This is a genomic window from Micromonospora sp. NPDC049081 (genome assembly GCF_040648835.1).
GTDB lineage: Bacteria > Actinomycetota > Actinomycetes > Mycobacteriales > Micromonosporaceae > Micromonospora > Micromonospora antibiotica.
Genome location: NZ_JBEZEK010000028.1, coordinates 42,017 through 57,500, shown reverse-complemented (window position 1 = coordinate 57,500; position 15,484 = coordinate 42,017). Strand labels below are relative to the sequence as shown.

Annotated in this window: 15 protein-coding genes; 3 read left to right on the top strand and 12 right to left on the bottom strand. The window is 72.5% G+C overall.

What is annotated here, in order from left to right; genetic code table 11:
• The first annotated feature begins 75 nt into the window (after positions 1 to 75).
• Complete coding sequence (locus AB0B63_RS28090; RefSeq protein WP_208570114.1) at positions 76 to 939, top strand: hypothetical protein; 864 nt, start codon at positions 76 to 78, stop codon at positions 937 to 939.
• 21 nt (positions 940 to 960) lie between these two features.
• Here AB0B63_RS28090 and AB0B63_RS28085 read toward each other — a convergent pair whose 3' ends face one another.
• The 8 genes from AB0B63_RS28085 to AB0B63_RS28050 form a co-directional block, all read right to left on the bottom strand.
• The gene (locus AB0B63_RS28085; RefSeq protein ID WP_357024079.1) at positions 961 to 1,602 is read right to left on the bottom strand and encodes an MOSC domain-containing protein; all 642 of its coding nucleotides are present in this window, start codon (positions 1,600 to 1,602) and stop codon (positions 961 to 963) included.
• 42 nt (positions 1,603 to 1,644) lie between these two features.
• Positions 1,645 to 2,475: a carbohydrate ABC transporter permease gene (locus tag AB0B63_RS28080; RefSeq protein ID WP_357024076.1), complete on the bottom strand. Its 831-nt coding sequence runs from the start codon at positions 2,473 to 2,475 to the stop codon at positions 1,645 to 1,647.
• A complete protein-coding gene (locus AB0B63_RS28075) occupies positions 2,472 to 3,458 on the bottom strand; it encodes a sugar ABC transporter permease (RefSeq protein WP_357024073.1) in 987 nt (328 codons plus the stop codon). The genes AB0B63_RS28080 and AB0B63_RS28075 overlap by 4 nt, the downstream gene beginning before the upstream one ends.
• On the bottom strand, positions 3,455 to 4,744 hold the full coding sequence (locus AB0B63_RS28070) for a sugar ABC transporter substrate-binding protein (protein ID WP_357024070.1): 1,290 nt from the start codon (positions 4,742 to 4,744) through the stop codon (positions 3,455 to 3,457). Before AB0B63_RS28070 ends, AB0B63_RS28075 begins: the two co-directional genes overlap by 4 nt.
• A gap of 299 nt (positions 4,745 to 5,043) precedes the next feature.
• Positions 5,044 to 5,331 carry a GlsB/YeaQ/YmgE family stress response membrane protein gene (locus tag AB0B63_RS28065; protein ID WP_208570119.1) on the bottom strand — a complete coding sequence of 96 codons (288 nt, stop codon included), beginning with the start codon at positions 5,329 to 5,331 and terminating at the stop codon, positions 5,044 to 5,046.
• A gap of 212 nt (positions 5,332 to 5,543) precedes the next feature.
• A complete protein-coding gene (locus AB0B63_RS28060) occupies positions 5,544 to 5,831 on the bottom strand; it encodes a GlsB/YeaQ/YmgE family stress response membrane protein (RefSeq protein WP_208570120.1) in 288 nt (95 codons plus the stop codon).
• A gap of 366 nt (positions 5,832 to 6,197) precedes the next feature.
• Positions 6,198 to 8,075 carry a translation elongation factor 4 gene (gene lepA, locus AB0B63_RS28055; RefSeq protein ID WP_208570121.1) on the bottom strand — a complete coding sequence of 626 codons (1,878 nt, stop codon included), beginning with the start codon at positions 8,073 to 8,075 and terminating at the stop codon, positions 6,198 to 6,200.
• Positions 8,076 to 8,256: 181 nt separating this feature from the next.
• On the bottom strand, positions 8,257 to 8,793 hold the full coding sequence (locus tag AB0B63_RS28050; protein ID WP_357024065.1) for a DUF4240 domain-containing protein: 537 nt from the start codon (positions 8,791 to 8,793) through the stop codon (positions 8,257 to 8,259).
• Between the two features lie 127 nt (positions 8,794 to 8,920).
• On the opposite strand from AB0B63_RS28050, the gene AB0B63_RS28045 reads away from it, so the two are divergent.
• Together AB0B63_RS28045 and rpsT are read left to right on the top strand one after the other, a co-directional pair.
• A complete protein-coding gene (locus AB0B63_RS28045) occupies positions 8,921 to 10,090 on the top strand; it encodes an aminoglycoside phosphotransferase family protein (RefSeq protein ID WP_357024062.1) in 1,170 nt (389 codons plus the stop codon).
• A gap of 157 nt (positions 10,091 to 10,247) precedes the next feature.
• Entirely contained in the window at positions 10,248 to 10,514 is a 267-nt protein-coding gene (gene rpsT / locus AB0B63_RS28040; RefSeq protein WP_067311213.1) for a 30S ribosomal protein S20, read from the top strand.
• 139 nt (positions 10,515 to 10,653) lie between these two features.
• On the opposite strand, the gene AB0B63_RS28035 is transcribed toward rpsT, so the two are convergent.
• The 4 genes from AB0B63_RS28035 to AB0B63_RS28020 form a co-directional block, all read right to left on the bottom strand.
• On the bottom strand, positions 10,654 to 11,082 hold the full coding sequence (locus AB0B63_RS28035) for a hypothetical protein (RefSeq protein WP_357024111.1): 429 nt from the start codon (positions 11,080 to 11,082) through the stop codon (positions 10,654 to 10,656).
• An 80-nt stretch (positions 11,083 to 11,162) separates the two neighbouring features.
• Positions 11,163 to 12,143, bottom strand: coding sequence for a DNA polymerase III subunit delta (holA, locus tag AB0B63_RS28030; protein WP_357024058.1), 981 nt, complete (start codon positions 12,141 to 12,143; stop codon positions 11,163 to 11,165).
• 223 nt (positions 12,144 to 12,366) lie between these two features.
• Positions 12,367 to 14,754, bottom strand: coding sequence for a ComEC/Rec2 family competence protein (locus AB0B63_RS28025; protein ID WP_357024108.1), 2,388 nt, complete (start codon positions 14,752 to 14,754; stop codon positions 12,367 to 12,369).
• Positions 14,755 to 14,774: 20 nt separating this feature from the next.
• Positions 14,775 to 15,484: ComEA family DNA-binding protein (locus tag AB0B63_RS28020; RefSeq protein ID WP_357024055.1), on the bottom strand; the 710-nt coding region annotated here is incomplete at its 5' end.

Genomic DNA, 15,484 nt, shown 5'->3' with positions numbered 1-15,484 from the left:
CGGGAACGTGAACCGGTCGACCGACCCGGGGTCCCCGGATGACGACGTAGGCTGGCTCCGACCCTGAAACAGGAGGTGCGGGTGCGGACACGGACATTCGTGGCAGCCGGTGTCGTGGTGGCGTTGTTCGCCATCGTCGGGGGCTGGGGAGTCCGTCAGTTCGACGGGGAGCTTCGGCTCCCCATCGCGGGCCGCAGTTGCACCGTTCAGGCCGACGGCACCGTGAAGCTCGACGCCGACCAGATGGCCAACGCGGCCACCATCGCCGCGATCGGCATGCAACGGCAGATGCCCGAACAGGCCGTGGTGGTCGCCCTGGCCACCGCCTACCAGGAGTCGGGGCTGCGCAACCTCACCCATGGTGACCGCGACTCGCTCGGCCTCTTCCAGCAGCGCCCCAGCCAGGGTTGGGGCACCCCGGAGCAGATCCGCGACCAGCGGTACGCGGCGACCCGGTTCTACAAGGCGTTGAAGAAGGTACGCGGCTGGGAGCGGATGGAGGTCACCGACGCCGCCCAGGCGGTGCAGCGGTCGGCGTACCCGACGGCGTACCAGAAGTGGGCCGACGAGTCCCAGGTGCTGGCGCGGGCCCTGCTCGGCGAGGCGACCGGCGCGGTGGCCTGCACGGTGGGGCGTACCCCGGTGATGCGCGGGCAGGCGGCGGCGGCTGAGCTGACCCGTGGCCTGACCCTCGACTGGGGCCTGCCCGACGCCGGGGCGGTGGCCGAGCTGACCGACGTGACGGTGCCCGCCACGGACGTCCGCGACGGCTGGCGGTACGCGCACTGGTTGGTCTCGCACGCCCCCGACCACGGGGTGAAACGGGTCCGCTTCGACGGTCTGGAGTGGAGCGCCGACAACGGCCGGTGGGCGAAGGTCTCCGACGGCCGGCCGACCGAGGCGAGGGTGCTGGCCGAGGTCTTCGCCGACCGCGCCTGACGGGTCGACGGGCCGGTGCGGTCAGCCGGCGACGTTCAGCCGACGACGCACCTTCTCCCGGGTCGATTCGGGCAGGTCGGGGACGTCGAGCAGCCGGGGCAGCAGTTCCGGTTCCAGGCTGGTGGCCCGGAACACCTCGCCGATGGTGACGCCGTGCGCCGGCCGGTCCACCACCTCGACCGGGTCGCCCGCGCCGACCTCGCCGTCGCGCAGCACCCGCAGGTAGGCCCCGGGCGTGGCCCGGACGGTGAACCGCTTGATCAGGTCGGGCACCTCCCAGAAGCCGGCGAAGGTCATGCACGGGGTACGCGGCTTGGTGACCTGGAGCAGCGCCGACCCGACGGCCCAGCGTTCGCCGATCACCGCGCCGGTGACGTCCACCGCCCAGGTGGTGAGGTTCTCTCCGAAGCCGCCGGGGCTGATGTCGCGGCCCAGCTCGGCCGACCACCAGCCGGCGTCCTCCTGGGCGTAGGCGTAGACCGCCTGGTCGGGGCCGCCGTGTTGGGCCCGCTCACCGATGAAGTCACCGACCACCCCGTCGGCGCGCAGCAGCACCGGGCCGTCGACCGGCCGCTTGTCGATGCCGCTGCGTCCGCTCGCGTCGCCCGCCCACCGCGCCTGCGTCACCACGCCGAGGTTCACCGCCGCCACCCTGCCCGTCATGGCCCCAGGGTACGGCCGGGCGCGGGTGGTCACCGTCCCGGCTCAGCCCTTGACCGCACCGGCGACCAGACCGGAGACCATCCGCCGCTGCACCAGCAGGAAGAAGACGATCACGGGGAGGGTGAACAGGGTGGAGGCGGCCATCACCGACCCCCAGGCGGTGTCGTCGCGGCCGAAGAAGAACGTCATCGCCACCGGCAGGGTGTAGCGGCTCTGGTCGTTGACGAAGGTCAGCGCGAAGATCAGCTCGTTCCAGGCGGTGATGAAGGAGAAGATGCTGGTCGCCACCAGGCCCGGCGCGACCAGTGGGAAGAGGACCTTCCGGAAGATCTGCGACCGGCTCGCCCCGTCGATGGCGGCGGCCTCCTCCAGCTCCTTGGGCACCGCCGCGACGAAGCCGCGCAGCATCCACACCGCGAACGGCAGGGAGAAGCCCAGGTAGGTCAGGATCAGGCTGGGCAGGGTGTTGTAGAGGCCGAGCCGCTGGATCATCAGGAACAGCGGGATGACCAGCGCCTCCAGCGGGATCATCTGCACCACCAGCAGCAAGATCAGGAAGGTGGTCCGCAGCCGGAACCGGAACCGGGCCACCGCCGTCGCGGCCAGCAGCGCCACCAGGCCGCTCAGCACGACCGTGCTGACGGCCACCAGCACGCTGTTGAGCAGGAAGTCGCCGAAGGTCACGCCCGGGATCAGGTTGCCGGTGAGGATCTCCCGGTAGTGCTCCAGGGTGGGGTGTGCCGGCACCGGCCGGGGGGTGGCCGAGAAGATCTCCCAGTTGGGCTTCAGCGAGGTGGCGACCATCCAGTAGACCGGGAAGACGGCGAAGAGCGCCACCAGCAGGCCCGCACCGTTGAGGGCGACCTTCTTCACGACTCGTCCTCCTGTCTGAGCACCATCCGGACGTACAGGCCGGTCACCAGCAGCAGGATCAGCGTGAGGATGACCGCGATGGCCGAGCCCACGCCGTACCTGGGCGGTGGGGAGAACGCCTCGGCGTACGAGTAGATGGCGAGCATGAACGTCGGCCGGTCCTGGGTGCCGCCGGCCAGGACGAACTGCTGGGTGAAGACCTTGAAGTCCCAGATGGTGGAGAGCACCACCAGGATGCCGAAGACCGGCCGCAGCAGCGGGAAGGTGATCTTCCAGAACACCGTCCACGGGCCGGCCCCGTCGACCCGGGCCGCCTCGTGCAGCTCGCTCGGCACGCTCTTGAGCCCGGCGAGCACGCTCACCGCGATGAACGGGAACGAGTGCCAGACCACCACCAGGGTCAGGATCGCGAAGAACAGCAGCGGCGAGTTGAACCAGCCGTAACCCGACCAGTCGGTGCGGCCGAAGAGCGCCTGCGACAGCCCGTCGGGCAGGGCGTTGAACGCCCAGGTGACCAGGCCGGAGGTGTCATCGAAGATCCATTTCCAGACGATCGTGCCGGTCAGCGCCGGGGTGGCCCAGGCCAGCATCACACAACCGGCCACGAAGGTGGCCATCTTCCGGCCGAGCCGGTGCAGCAGCAGCCCGACCAGGGTGCCCAGCACCATCGTCAGCAGCACGTTCGCCGCGGCGAAGAGCACCGTGTTGCGCAGCACCGTACGGAAGAACGGGTCGCCGAGGATCTGGGTGTAGTTCGCCAGCCCGACGAACGGCCACTCCCGGTCCCCGCGCAGCTGCCGGACGTTGTCGAGCCGGAAGAACGACATCGTCACCACCTGACCCAACGGCCAGAGCAGCAGCACCCCGATCACGACCAGGCAGGGCAGCAGGAGCAGGTACGGCAGGCGGTCCACCCGGGACCGTCGCCGCGCGGGGGTCTCCCGCGCGGCGTCCGTCCGGGTGCGCTCGGTCAGCGTGCTCACTTGGCGTTGAGGATGCTTTCCATCTCGGCGGCGGCGTCACCGGTGGCCTGTTCGACCGATTTCTGCCCCTTGATGATCGAGCTGTTCATCGCCTGGGTGACCGTCTTCGTCCGGCTGACCTCCACCCACTTGGGGGTCAGCGGCGTCACCCGGGTGCGCTGCATGGTGCTGGCGAACGCCGACATCAGCTTGTCGTCGGCGTAGTTCCCGCCCTGCACGAGGTCGGCGTAGACCGGGAAGAACCCCAGGCTGCCGGCGAAGGTCTGGGCGTTCTTCTTGTTCAGCAGCACGGTCAGGTAGTCCCAGGCCAGGTCCTGCCGCTTGCTGTCGCGCCACAGGGCGATGTCCGAGCCGCCGGCGAAGGCCGGGGCCGGCCTGCCGTCCGGGCCGGGGATCGGGAAGGTGCCCCATACCTTCTCGATGTCGGGGTTGTCCTTCTTGATCGCGCCGGCCTGCCAGCTGCCGGCGAAGGCCATCGCCGCCTTGCCGGTGGCGAACTGGGTGCGGGCGTCGATCTCGTTCCATCCGGCGGCGGCGGGCGGGGCGACCTTGTGCACGGTCACCAGGTCGGTCCAGAACTTCACCGCCTGCCGTGCCTGCGGGCTGGTGTAACCGGACTTCCAGGTGCCGCCCTGGTCGGTGGCGATCTCGCCGCCGGCACCCCAGAGGAAGGAGTAGAAGGGCAGCTCGGAGTTGCCGGGCAGGGCGATGCCGTAGGTGCCGGGCTTCTTGGCCTGCACCGCCTTGGCGACCGCGACCAGGTCGTCCCAGTTCTTCGGCGGCTGCACGCCGGCCTCGGCGAACCAGTCGGTGCGGTAGTAGATCGCGCGCACCCCGGCGTACCAGGGGACGCCGTACTGCTTGCCGTCGAGTTGTGCGTTGCGCACCAGGTCGGGCAGGACGTCCTTGCCGTCGGCCCAGCTGCCGAACCTGCCGGAGACGTCGGCGAGGGCCTCCTGGGCCGCCCAGCCCTGGGTCTCGGTGTTGCCGAGTTCGGTGACGTCCGGGCCCTCGCCGCCGGCGAGCGCGGCCTGGAACTTCTTCGGCGCCTCCAGCCAGGGTATGTACTGGACCACCACGTCGGTGTCGGGGTGCCGCTGCCGGAACTCGGTCTCGACGCCGTCGAGGAACGTCGTCTGGGCGTCGCTCCCCTCGCCCATCATCCAGACCGTCAGCTTGCTGTCGTCGGCGGCTTCGTCGTCGCCGGAACCGCCGCAACCGGTGAGCACCATCGCGGCCGAGGCCACGATGGCGGTGACCGGGGCCAGCCGTTTCCACCTGTTCACGCCACTTCTCCCTCGCGCTGTCCGGCACTTACCTTCTCAGCCGCACCCTAGTAGGAAAATTTCCTTTACGACAGGGGTGGGTGCCGCCCCGCGCGAGCGGACCGTCGACGGCACGGCGGCGGACGGCGGGGCGTTCGGCGAGGCGACCGTATCGCAGGCGGGGGCCGCTCTGGCAGGCCCCGCGACGACCCGTCGGGATCGATGGTCACCATCCGGACGAGCGGATGCCCGCCCCCGAACCGGGGGCGGGCATCCGCTGAGTTGGTCCGTGCCGGCCGGTCACCGACCGGCGGGCGGGGTCACCGGTGGCTGACGCCCCGACGACGACCCACACCGGCCACCAGGGCCACGGCGATGGCGGCGAGGACGACCTGCACCAGCAGCTCGGTCCAGTCGATGCCGGCGGTCTGAGTGGCGATGCCCATCGCCCGGGCCAACACGGTGCCCAGCAGCGCGGCGCCCACACCGATCAGCATGTGCAGCCAGATCGGCATGTTCTGGCGGCCCGGCACGACCAGGCGACCCAGAGCGCCGATGATGAGACCGACGACGAGCGCGGTGATGATGCCCCAGACGGTGAACTCCACGGCCGTCCTCCTTCAGTAGATATGTCGTTGGTGAGTGTTTGTTGCTGTGGTGATCGATAGGTTCCCGAAGCGGAGAATTTCCAAACCGACTCAGGTAACGATCTGGTCTAGACCGCCCGCCACCGGCGACGACCCCCGCCGCCCGACCCCGTACGCCAGCGGGCGCCCGACCCCCGTGGGGGTCGGGCGCCCGCTCAGCGGTGCCGCTTGACTTACCGGTGGGTGACGCTGCGGCGGCGACCCACACCGGCCACCAGGGCCACGGCGATGGCGGCGAGGACGACCTGCACCAGCAGCTCGGTCCAGTCGATGCCGGCGGTCTCGGTGGCGATGCCCATCGCCCGGGCCAACACGGTGCCCAGCAGCGCGGCGCCCACACCGATCAGCATGTGCAGCCAGATCGGCATGTTCTGGCGGCCCGGCACGACCAGACGGCCCAGAGCGCCGATGATGAGACCAACAACGAGCGCGGTGATGATGCCCCAGACGGTGAACTCCACGGTCGCCCTCCTCCTGAAGATTGAGTCACACGGTATGTGTGGTTCCTGTCGTGACAGCTAGATTCCCGACCCGCCGGAAAACCAAACCGACTCACCACCACACATGTCGCCGCACGTCGATCGAACACCGCTGCGTCGGTTCGCCGGCCGTCGATGTCCGTGCAGCTCAGGGCACTCGCGCCAGCCCATCCGGCAGCGACGCCGGGGCGGAAAAATTCGTCCGTACGACACCGGGGCGCGCATGCCGACGGCCGGCGGCCCGGTCGGAACACCGGGTCCGCCGGCCGTCGTGGGACACCTGGGCCGGCCGTGCCGCGCCGACGCGGCCGAGCCGACGGACCGGGCGTACGCGCCCGCTGCGGGCGGCTACTTCTTGCCGGCCGGCTTGGCGTCGCCGGAGTCCGAGGAGAGCGCGGCGATGAATGCCTCCTGGGGCACCTCCACCCGGCCCACCATCTTCATCCGCTTCTTGCCCTCCTTCTGCTTCTCCAGCAGCTTGCGCTTACGGCTGATGTCACCGCCGTAGCACTTGGCCAGCACGTCCTTGCGGATGGCGCGGATGGTCTCCCGGGCGATCACCCGACTGCCGATGGCCGCCTGGATCGGCACCTCGAACTGCTGGCGCGGGATCAGGGTGCGCAGCTTCGCCGCGATCGTGGTCCCGTAGTTGTACGCCTTGTCCTTGTGCACGATCGCGCTGAACGCGTCCACCGGCTCACCGTGCAACAGGATGTCCACCTTGACCAGGTCGGACGCCTGCTCGTCGGTGGGCTCGTAGTCCAGCGAGGCGTAGCCCTTGGTGCGGCTCTTCAACTGGTCGAAGAAGTCGTAGATGATCTCGGCGAGCGGGAGGGTGTAGCGCAGCTCCACCCGGTCGGCCGAGAGGTACTCCATGCCGAGCAGGCTGCCGCGCCGCCCCTGGCACAGCTCCATCACCGCGCCGACGTAGTCGTTCGGAGTGAGCACGCTGGCGCGCACCACCGGCTCGTACACCTCGGCGATCTTGCCGGTGGGGTACTCGCTCGGGTTGGTCACCACGATCTCCTGGCCGTCCTCGGTGATGGCCCGGTAGACCACGTTCGGGGCGGTGGAGATCAGGTCGAGGTTGTACTCCCGCTCCAGCCGCTCCCGGATGATCTCCAGGTGCAGCAGGCCGAGGAAGCCGCAGCGGAAGCCGAAGCCGAGCGCCCCGGACGTCTCCGGCTCGTAGTCGAGCGCGGCGTCGTTGAGCTTGAGTTTGTCCAGCGCCTCACGCAGGTTGGGGTAGTCCGAACCGTCGATCGGGTAGAGGCCGGAGTAGACCATCGGCCTGGGGTCCTTGTAGCCGCCGAGCGCCTCGGTGGCCGGCCGGGCGTTGATGGTGACGGTGTCACCGACCCGGGACTGCCGGACGTCCTTCACGCCGGTGATCAGGTAGCCCACCTCGCCGACGCCGAGCGCGTCGGCCTTGACCATCTCGGGTGAGATGACGCCGATCTCCAGCAGCTCGTGCACGGCGGCGGTGGACATCATCTTGATCCGGTCCCGGGCGCTGATCCGACCGTCGATGACCCGGACGTAGGTGACCACGCCCCGGTAGACGTCGTACACCGAATCGAAGATCATCGCGCGGGCGGGCGCGTCGGCGTCGCCGACCGGCGGGACGAACTGCCTGACGATCTCGTCGAGCAGGTACGGCACCCCGTCACCGGTCTTGCCGGAGACCCTGATGCAGTCGGCCGGGTCGCCGCCGATCAGGTGGGCCAGCTCCTCGGCGTACTTCTCCGGCTGGGCGGCCGGGAGGTCGATCTTGTTGAGCACCGGAATGATCTTGAGATCGTTCTCCAGTGCCAGATAGAGGTTGGCCAGCGTCTGCGCCTCGATGCCCTGGGCGGCGTCGACCAGCAGCAGCGCCCCCTCACAGGCGGCCAGCGACCGGGACACCTCGTAGGTGAAGTCCACGTGGCCCGGAGTGTCGATCATGTTGAGGACGGCCTGCTCACCCGTCCGCTCGCCCTCGCGGATGGTCCACGGCATGCGGACGGCCTGGCTCTTGATGGTGATGCCGCGCTCGCGCTCGATGTCCATCCGGTCGAGGTACTGCGCGCGCATCTGCCGGGGGTCGACCACGCCGGTCAGCTGCAACATCCGGTCGGCCAGGGTCGACTTCCCGTGGTCGATGTGGGCGATGATGCAGAAGTTCCGGATGCGCGCCGGGTCGGTGGCACCAGGAGCGTTCGCGCCGGGATCGAGCGTCGGTGGCACAGCGGTCCGTTCTGGTCGGCTGACGGGAGCGGGCCGACACACGCCGGCCCCCTCTATGCTCCCACGTCGCCGCGAACCCGGTCCGATCACTCCTGGGGTACCCGGACCGGACCCGACGCGGCAGGACCCGGCGGGGTGCACTCCACGGCCACCTCGACGGAGAGGGCGGGCCCGGCGGGGTTCACTCCTCGGGCGGCTCGACGAAGAGAGCGGCGAGCTTCGGCAGCCGACGGCGGGCCTCCTGCTCGTCGTCGAAGTCCCAGAAGTCGTTCAGGTCGGGCACCGGCACCCGCTCCCGCTCCGCCGGCAGGTCGGTGGCGGTCGCCTTACGGTAGGCGTCCCACGGCACCGCCAGCATGTCCTCGCACTCGAACTCCTCACCGCTGAGCGCCGCCGACCGGACCCGGGGCACCTCGGCCAACGAATCCGGGGCGGTCACCGCGGCGGCGAAGACCGCCCGCCCCTGGGTCATCAGCCAACCCCGGAAATACTCGAACCCGTCGTCGGAGCAACCCCCGTTGATCAGGTACGCCGCACCCCACAGGTCGACCCGGTAGGAAGCGGCGAGCACCCGCTGCTGGTGGTGCGCGTACCCGACGATGTCCTGCGGGGTGCGTTCGGCGAGCAGCGCGACCGCCCGGGCGGCGACCGCGCCGGCCTCGCCCCCGCCCCCGGCCCGGGCCTGGTCGATCAACTGCCAGAAGTCGTCGGTCCTCATGGCCTGGAGTCTCCCAGACCCCCGCCGGCACCCGGTCGACGCCGGGCCACCGTCGTCCCGGCCGGGGCGCACGCGTCGCGCGGGTCGGCGGTCCACCCGGTTCGGCCCGACCGGGCACGATGGTGGGGTGTCCACGACGCCGCCGCCGTACCACCGCACCGCCGTGCGGCCCGACTGGCGGGAGCTGCCCGCCGGCCTGCGGGACGCGGTCACCGCCCGGCTCGGTGCGCCGGTGGTCACGGCCCGGACCGCGACCGCGGGCTTCACCGGCGGCTTCGCCGCCGTGCTGGAGACGGCAGCCGGCACCCGGGTCTTCGTCAAGGCCGCCGAGTTGGCCCGGCAACGCCACCTGGCCGACTGGTACGCCCGCGAGCTGGCCGTCCTCGCCCGGCTGCCGGCCGGCCTGCCGGTCCCCCGCGCACGCTGGGCGCTCGACGCGGCCGGTTGGTACGCGGTCGGCCTCGACGCCGTGGCCGGGCGGACGCCCCGCCTGCCCTGGGACCCGACCGAGCTGGCCGCCGTGCTCACCGGTTACGCCGAGGTGGCCGCCGCGCTGGTCGACCCGCCGGCCGCACTGACCGCCCTCGGCCTGCCCCGGCTGGCCCAGCTGGCCCGCGACGACATCCTCTGGTGGGGTGAGGTGGCCGCCGGCCGGGAGCCGATGCCCGCACTGCCCCCGGCGGCCCGCGACCGGCTACCCGACCTCGTCGCGCTGGAGTCCCGGCTGCCCGGCTACGCGGCAGCCGCACCCGGCCTGGCCCACGGTGACCTGCGGCTGGACAACGTGCTGCTCGACCCCGCCGGGCGGGCCTGGTTCTGCGACTGGAACTGGCTCTGCCACGGGCCCGCCTGGTTCGACCTGGCCGGCCTCCTGATCACCGGGTACGGCGACCGGGTGGACCTGGATGCGGTCTTCGCCGCCCACCCGGCGGCGGCCGACGCCCCGCCCGACGCCCTGGACGTGACGCTTGCCGCCCTCTGCGGCTACTACCTCACCGCCGCCGGCCCGCCCCCGGCCGCCGCCTCCCCACCGGTTGCCGCCTCCCCGCCGGCTGATGCTCCCCCGCCGATTGGCGGTCCCCTGCCGGCTGGTGGCCTCTCAACGGTCGCCGGCTCCTCAGCGGCTGATTGCCTCGCGGCGACCGGCGGCTCTCCGGCGGCCGGGGGCTCCCCGGCGGCTGCCCAGGGGGCGGGCGGCCCGGGGGCGGCGGGCCCGTCCGCGCTGCTGGGAGTGCATCGACGGTTCAGCGGGGAGCAGGCTCTGCGCTGGCTCGCCGCCCGGCAGGGCTGGTGGTGACCGCCTGCCCCCGGCAGGGCTGGCCGGTCCGGGCGGGGGTGGGGCGTTTTGGCTCGTCCGGACCGACCTGGTAGCCTGGCTTTTCGCGTGGCGATGACGCATGCTCGTCGCGCGCGGTAATGCAGACCAAACCGAGCTATCAAGACGAGGCTGTCGCGTGGCGAACATCAAGTCCCAGATCAAGCGCAACCGGCAGAACGAGAAGCGCCGGCTGCGTAACAAGTCGGTCAAGTCGTCGCTGAAGACCGCCATCCGGAAGTTCCACGAGGCTGCGGAGGCCGGTGACGCCGAGAAGGCCACCGCCCTGATGCGTGACGCCGCCCGCAAGCTCGACAAGGCCGCCAGCAAGGGCGTCATTCACGCCAACCAGGCGGCCAACCGGAAGTCGGCCATCTCGAAGCGCGTCGGCTCGCTCTCGGCCTGACCGAGCGACCCAAACCCGACCGTAGGCCCCGGAGCAGTGCTCCGGGGCCTACGGCTTCATACTTTCCGGGCCTCGACCACGTCGTCCGCGCTGCCTGACGAGTCAGGTCTACCCGGGAGGGGCGGGCGACGGGTCGGGTCTACCTGCGGGAGACGGGCGGGGGCGGCGAGTCGGCCGGCTCCCAGCGGGCAGGTGCGGTGGTGACCATCGCGCCCGGCAGGGCGTAGGGCACCCGGGCGCGTCCGACCACCGGCTCGACCTGCCGCCGGAACCGGTCCCGCTCCTGCTCCGGCACCAGCGCCGCCGAGTGGACCACCCGCTCGGCGACCTCGTCGTTGAGTTTCACCATGACCGCCACCGCCATCGGCAGCACCGGCACCGCCCACCAGTTGACCAACTCGGCCAGGGCAAGCAGCACCGCGAGCGCCACCGCCCCCTCGAAGAAGAGGAAGCAGAGCACCCCACCCGGGTTGACGAAGCGCAGGCCGAGCAGCCGGGCGTAGAGCGGTCGGTAACGTTGGTCGTCCGACGGCACGGTCGACCATCCCGGCCGGCCGTGCCCCGTCACCGGGCGGGTGGGGCCGCTCACCGGCCGGTGCACGCCATCCACCTGCCGCAGGTGGCCGGCCGCCGGGCGGATCGGGCCGGTCACCGGGCGGTGCCCTGCCGGGCGGCGGCGACCGAGAAGACCGCCTTCTCCAGGGCGTACGCCCGGTCGTCGGCACCGCCCTTGACCGCCGCGTTGCACTCGGCCGCCGCCCGCATCGCCTCGACCAGCCCTTCCGGTGTCCAGCCCCGGGCCCGCTGCTGGGCATTCTTGATCTTCCAGGCGGGCATGCCGAGGATGCTCGCCAACTGATACGGATCACCCCGGCCGGCGGCTGCGACCCGGGCCACCGTCCGGACCCCGTCGGCGAGGGCGTCGGCGATCGGCACCGGGTCGACCCCGACGTGCAGCGCCCAGCGCAACGCCTCCAGCGCGGCGGGGACGTCGCCGATCATGGTGGCGTCGGCGACGGTGAAGCCGCTCACCTCGACCCGACCCCGGTAGTAGCGGGACACCGTGTCCGCGCCGATCCGCCCGTCGGTGTCGGCGATCAGCTGGGAGCAGGCGGCGGCCAGCTCCCGCAGGTCGGTGCCGACGGCGGCGATCAACGCGTCGGCCGCGTCGTCGGTGCATCTGCCACCGCCCCGGCGGATCTCGTCGCGGACGAAAGCCACCCGCTCGCGGTGCCCCTTCAGCTTCGCCGCCGCGATGACCGTCGCCCCGGCAGCGCGTAGCCCGTCGGCGAACGCCTTGCCTTTGCCCCCGCCCAGGTGCAGCGCCACCAGCTGGACGTCCGGGTCGGGGTTCTTCGCGTAGCCGAGCAGGGCGGTGACCAGGTCCTTTCGGGCATCCTGGGCGGACCGCAGCACCAGCACCCGCCGCCCGCCGAACAACGACGGGCTGAGCATCTCGGCGATCTCGCCGACGGCCAACGCCCCGGCCTGGTATTCCCGGACGTCGACCTCGGGGTCGACGCTACGGGCCTTCGCCACGGCTTCGCTCACCGCGCGCGTGGCGAGCAGCTCCTCGTCGCCGAGGACGAGCAGAATAGGAGCAAGGTCGACGCCGGTCACGTCGCTCATCTTGGCACGGCTCGGCGGCTGATCGTGCCTGCTCATCGACGGCTGCGACGGCCCACCCCGCACTCAGCGCAAATATAGACATTTACCTCGATTGTCGGGCATTGGGCGCAATATGGCTCTGATTCCGGATTTCCCTTCACCTTCGTCCGGCCTGCCCCGGGCTGGCCAGCCGCCACCCCACCAGCCGGGGCAGGCCCGGAAGCACCGTTTCGTCCCACCCGGGTCAGCGGCGACCCGGGGGCAGGCCCCGGCCGACCACTGCCAGCCGGCCGGACCGCAGCACCACCGCCACGTCCCCGTCGGTGTCGGTACGCAGCACCCGGGCACCGGCTCGGGTGAGCCGGTCCAGGATCACCGGACTCGGATGGCCGTAGTCGTTGTCGGCTCCCACCGGCACCAACGCGACCACCGGCCGGACCGCGTCGAGGAAGGCCGGCTCCTGGTATGCGCTGCCGTGGTGGGCCACCTTGAGCACCTCGGCCCGCAACGTCTGCGCCGGGGTCCGGTCCAGCAGTGCCCGCTGCTCCTCCGTCTCCGCGTCCCCGGGCAGCACGATGCGGACACCGGCCACGGTGGCCCGCAGGACGAGGGAGTTGTTGTTCGGGTCGGACCGGGTGCCCCGCATCGGATAGGGCGGACCGAGCGCGACCAACTCCACCCCACCCGACCGGTACGACCAGCCCGCCGCCGGCACCACCTGCCGCGCGGCACCGGCCGCGAGCGTCACCGACTCCCGTCCCGCCGCCGGCTCGGCCAACGCCGGGGCGACCACCATGGCCACCCGTCGGCCCCGGGACACCCCGGCCACACCCCCGACATGGTCGGCGTGGAAGTGGCTGACCACCAGCAGCGACACCTCCCGGATGCCGAGCCGGCGCAGGCAGCCGTCCACCGCCGACGGCTCCGGGCCGGCGTCCACCACCACCGCCCGGCCGGCCGTCACCGGCAGCACGAGGGCATCTCCCTGGCCGACGGCGCAGGCCACCACCACCCATCCGGGCGGCGGCCACCCGCCGGCGATCAGCCGGACCGGCAGGGTGCCCAGCACCACCGCCACCGCGCCGACCGCCACCAGCCGGCGGACCAACGGGCGGCGGACGGCCAGCAACAACCCCAGGGTCAGCCCGGCCAGCAGCAAAGCGCCCGGCAGCCCGCCCGGCCAGGGCAGGGTGCCGGCCGGCAGACGGGCCCCGACCCGGGCCACGGTGACCAGCCACCAGGCCGGCCAGCTCGCCAACCAGGCGGTGAACTCCGCGCCGGCCGGCCACACCGGGGAGACGACCGCCGCTGCCACCCCCAGCACCGTGGCCGGGGCGATCGCCGGCACCACGAGCAGGTTCGCCGGTACGGCCACCAGGCTCACCGTGCCGGAGATGCCCGCCACCACCGGCCCACAGGCGAGCTGGGCCGCCGCCGGAACGGCGAGCGCCTCCGCCAACCCCGCCGGTACGCCCCGGCGACGCAGCCCGTCCCGCCAGCCCGGGGCGAGCAGCAGCAGCCCACCCGTGGCCAGGACGGACAGCGCGAAACCGGCGTCACCGGCCAGCTCCGGGTCGACCAGCACCAGCACGGCCACCGCCGCGGCCAACGCCGGCAGGGTCGCCCGGGGACGCCCGGCAGCCAACGCGGCCAGCCCGATCGCCCCCATGGTGGCCGCCCGGACCACGCTGGGCGAGGGGCGGACCAGGACGACGAAACCGAGCAGGGCGAGCCCACAGAGGATCACCGCCAGCCGGGGACCGGCCCGGACCCAGCGGGCCAGCAGCAGCACCGCGCCGACCACGATCGCCACGTTCGACCCGGACACCGCGTTGAGGTGGGTCATCCCGGTGGCCCGGAAGTCCTCCTCCACGGTGGCCGGCAACCGGCTGGTGTCCCCGACGACCAGGCCGGGCAGCAGACCACCCTGGTCGGGCGGGAGCGGGGCGCAGGCCCGGTGCAGACCGGCCCGCAGGGTGCCGGCGGCACGCTGGAGCCACGGCGGTGGCCCGTGCGGCACCGGTGGACCGGGCACGCTCAGCACGGCAGCGGTGAGATCACCGCCCCGGGGTGCGGCCAGCCGACCCTGGGCGGTCAGTCGCTGTCCGGGCAGCAGACCACGCCAGGTCGGGTCGGTGGCGAGCACGAGCACGCGTACCGGGGCCCGCAGGCGGTGCCCCTCGGGGTCGGTGAGCGTGGCCAGTTCCGCCGTGACGAGCAGGGTCGCCGGGCGGCCGGGTGCGCCGCGTACCGGGCGGGGATCGTCGCGGAGCACCAGGTCGGCGGTGACCCGGGTCCGGTCGTCGACCAGGGCACGCACCGGGGCGGCGTCCCGCACGTGCAGGCGGGCTCCGGTGGCGGTGCTGCCACAGACCACGCCGAGCAACACGGCGACGGCGATCCAGCCGTACCGGCGGACCGGGGTGGCCGGGGTGCCCAGCACGCCGCACAGGTGCCCGGCGAGCAGCGCGGCGAGGACGGCGGCGGATGCGGCGAGCAGGACCGCCGTGCGGGTGGTGAGGTGCAGGCAGGTCAGCGCCGCCAGCCAGGCCGCCACCGCCAGCCCCGCCAGTCGCAGGTCGGGAACCCGATCGCTGGTGACCCCGTCAACGAGGACCGCGTTCCGGTCCAGGAGCGGGTCGGGGCTCCCGGTCACACCGTCACCAGGTCCTTGAGCTGCTCGTACCGGGCGTCGCCGATGCCGTCGACCTGACGCAGGTCGCCCACGCTGCGGAAGCCGCCCTGCTGGTCGCGGTGGGTGAGGATGCGTTGGGCGAGCACCGGACCGACCCCGGGCAACGCGTCGAGCTGCGCCAACGTGGCGGTGTTGAGGTTGACCCGGCCACCCGGCACACCCCCGCCCGGCGCGGCTGGGCCGGCCGCAGCGGCGTCCGGCCCGGTCGCGCCGGGCGGGGCGGTCACGCCGACCAGAATCAGCTCCCCGTCGGCCACCTTCCGCGCCGGATTGAGCAACGCCACGTCGATGCCGGGCAGGGCACCGCCGGCCGCCTCGACCGCGTCGGCGACCCGCGCCCCGGCCGGCACCCGGACGAGCCCGGGGCGGCGTACCTTGCCGGCCACCGCCACCACCAGCTCACCTGTCGGCTTCGGGGCCGGGCCCGACGCGGACCCGGCGGAGGACTCCGGCCCGGCCACCGCCGTCGCCGTCGGGACCGGTTCCGCCTCGGGGCGCGACCGCCAGGCCCAGAACCCGGCACCGAGCACCACGACCACCGCCACGGCAGCCAACGCCCGGACACCGCGCCGGCCGGGGTCGAAGACACCGGGGCCGGGCAGCCGACCGACCGACGCCGGGTCGTCACCGTCGGCGCGGGGCAGCCGGTCGGGGTCGAGTGCCTCGC

Excerpts from the sequence above, each read along its gene's own strand:
- AB0B63_RS28085 (WP_357024079.1), bottom strand. The coding sequence starts at position 1,602 with ATGACGGGCAGGGTGGCGGCGGTGAACCTCGGCGTGGTGACGCAGGCG.
- AB0B63_RS28050 (WP_357024065.1), bottom strand. The coding sequence starts at position 8,793 with ATGAGGACCGACGACTTCTGGCAGTTGATCGACCAGGCCCGGGCCGGG.
- holA (WP_357024058.1), bottom strand. The coding sequence starts at position 12,143 with ATGAGCGACGTGACCGGCGTCGACCTTGCTCCTATTCTGCTCGTCCTC.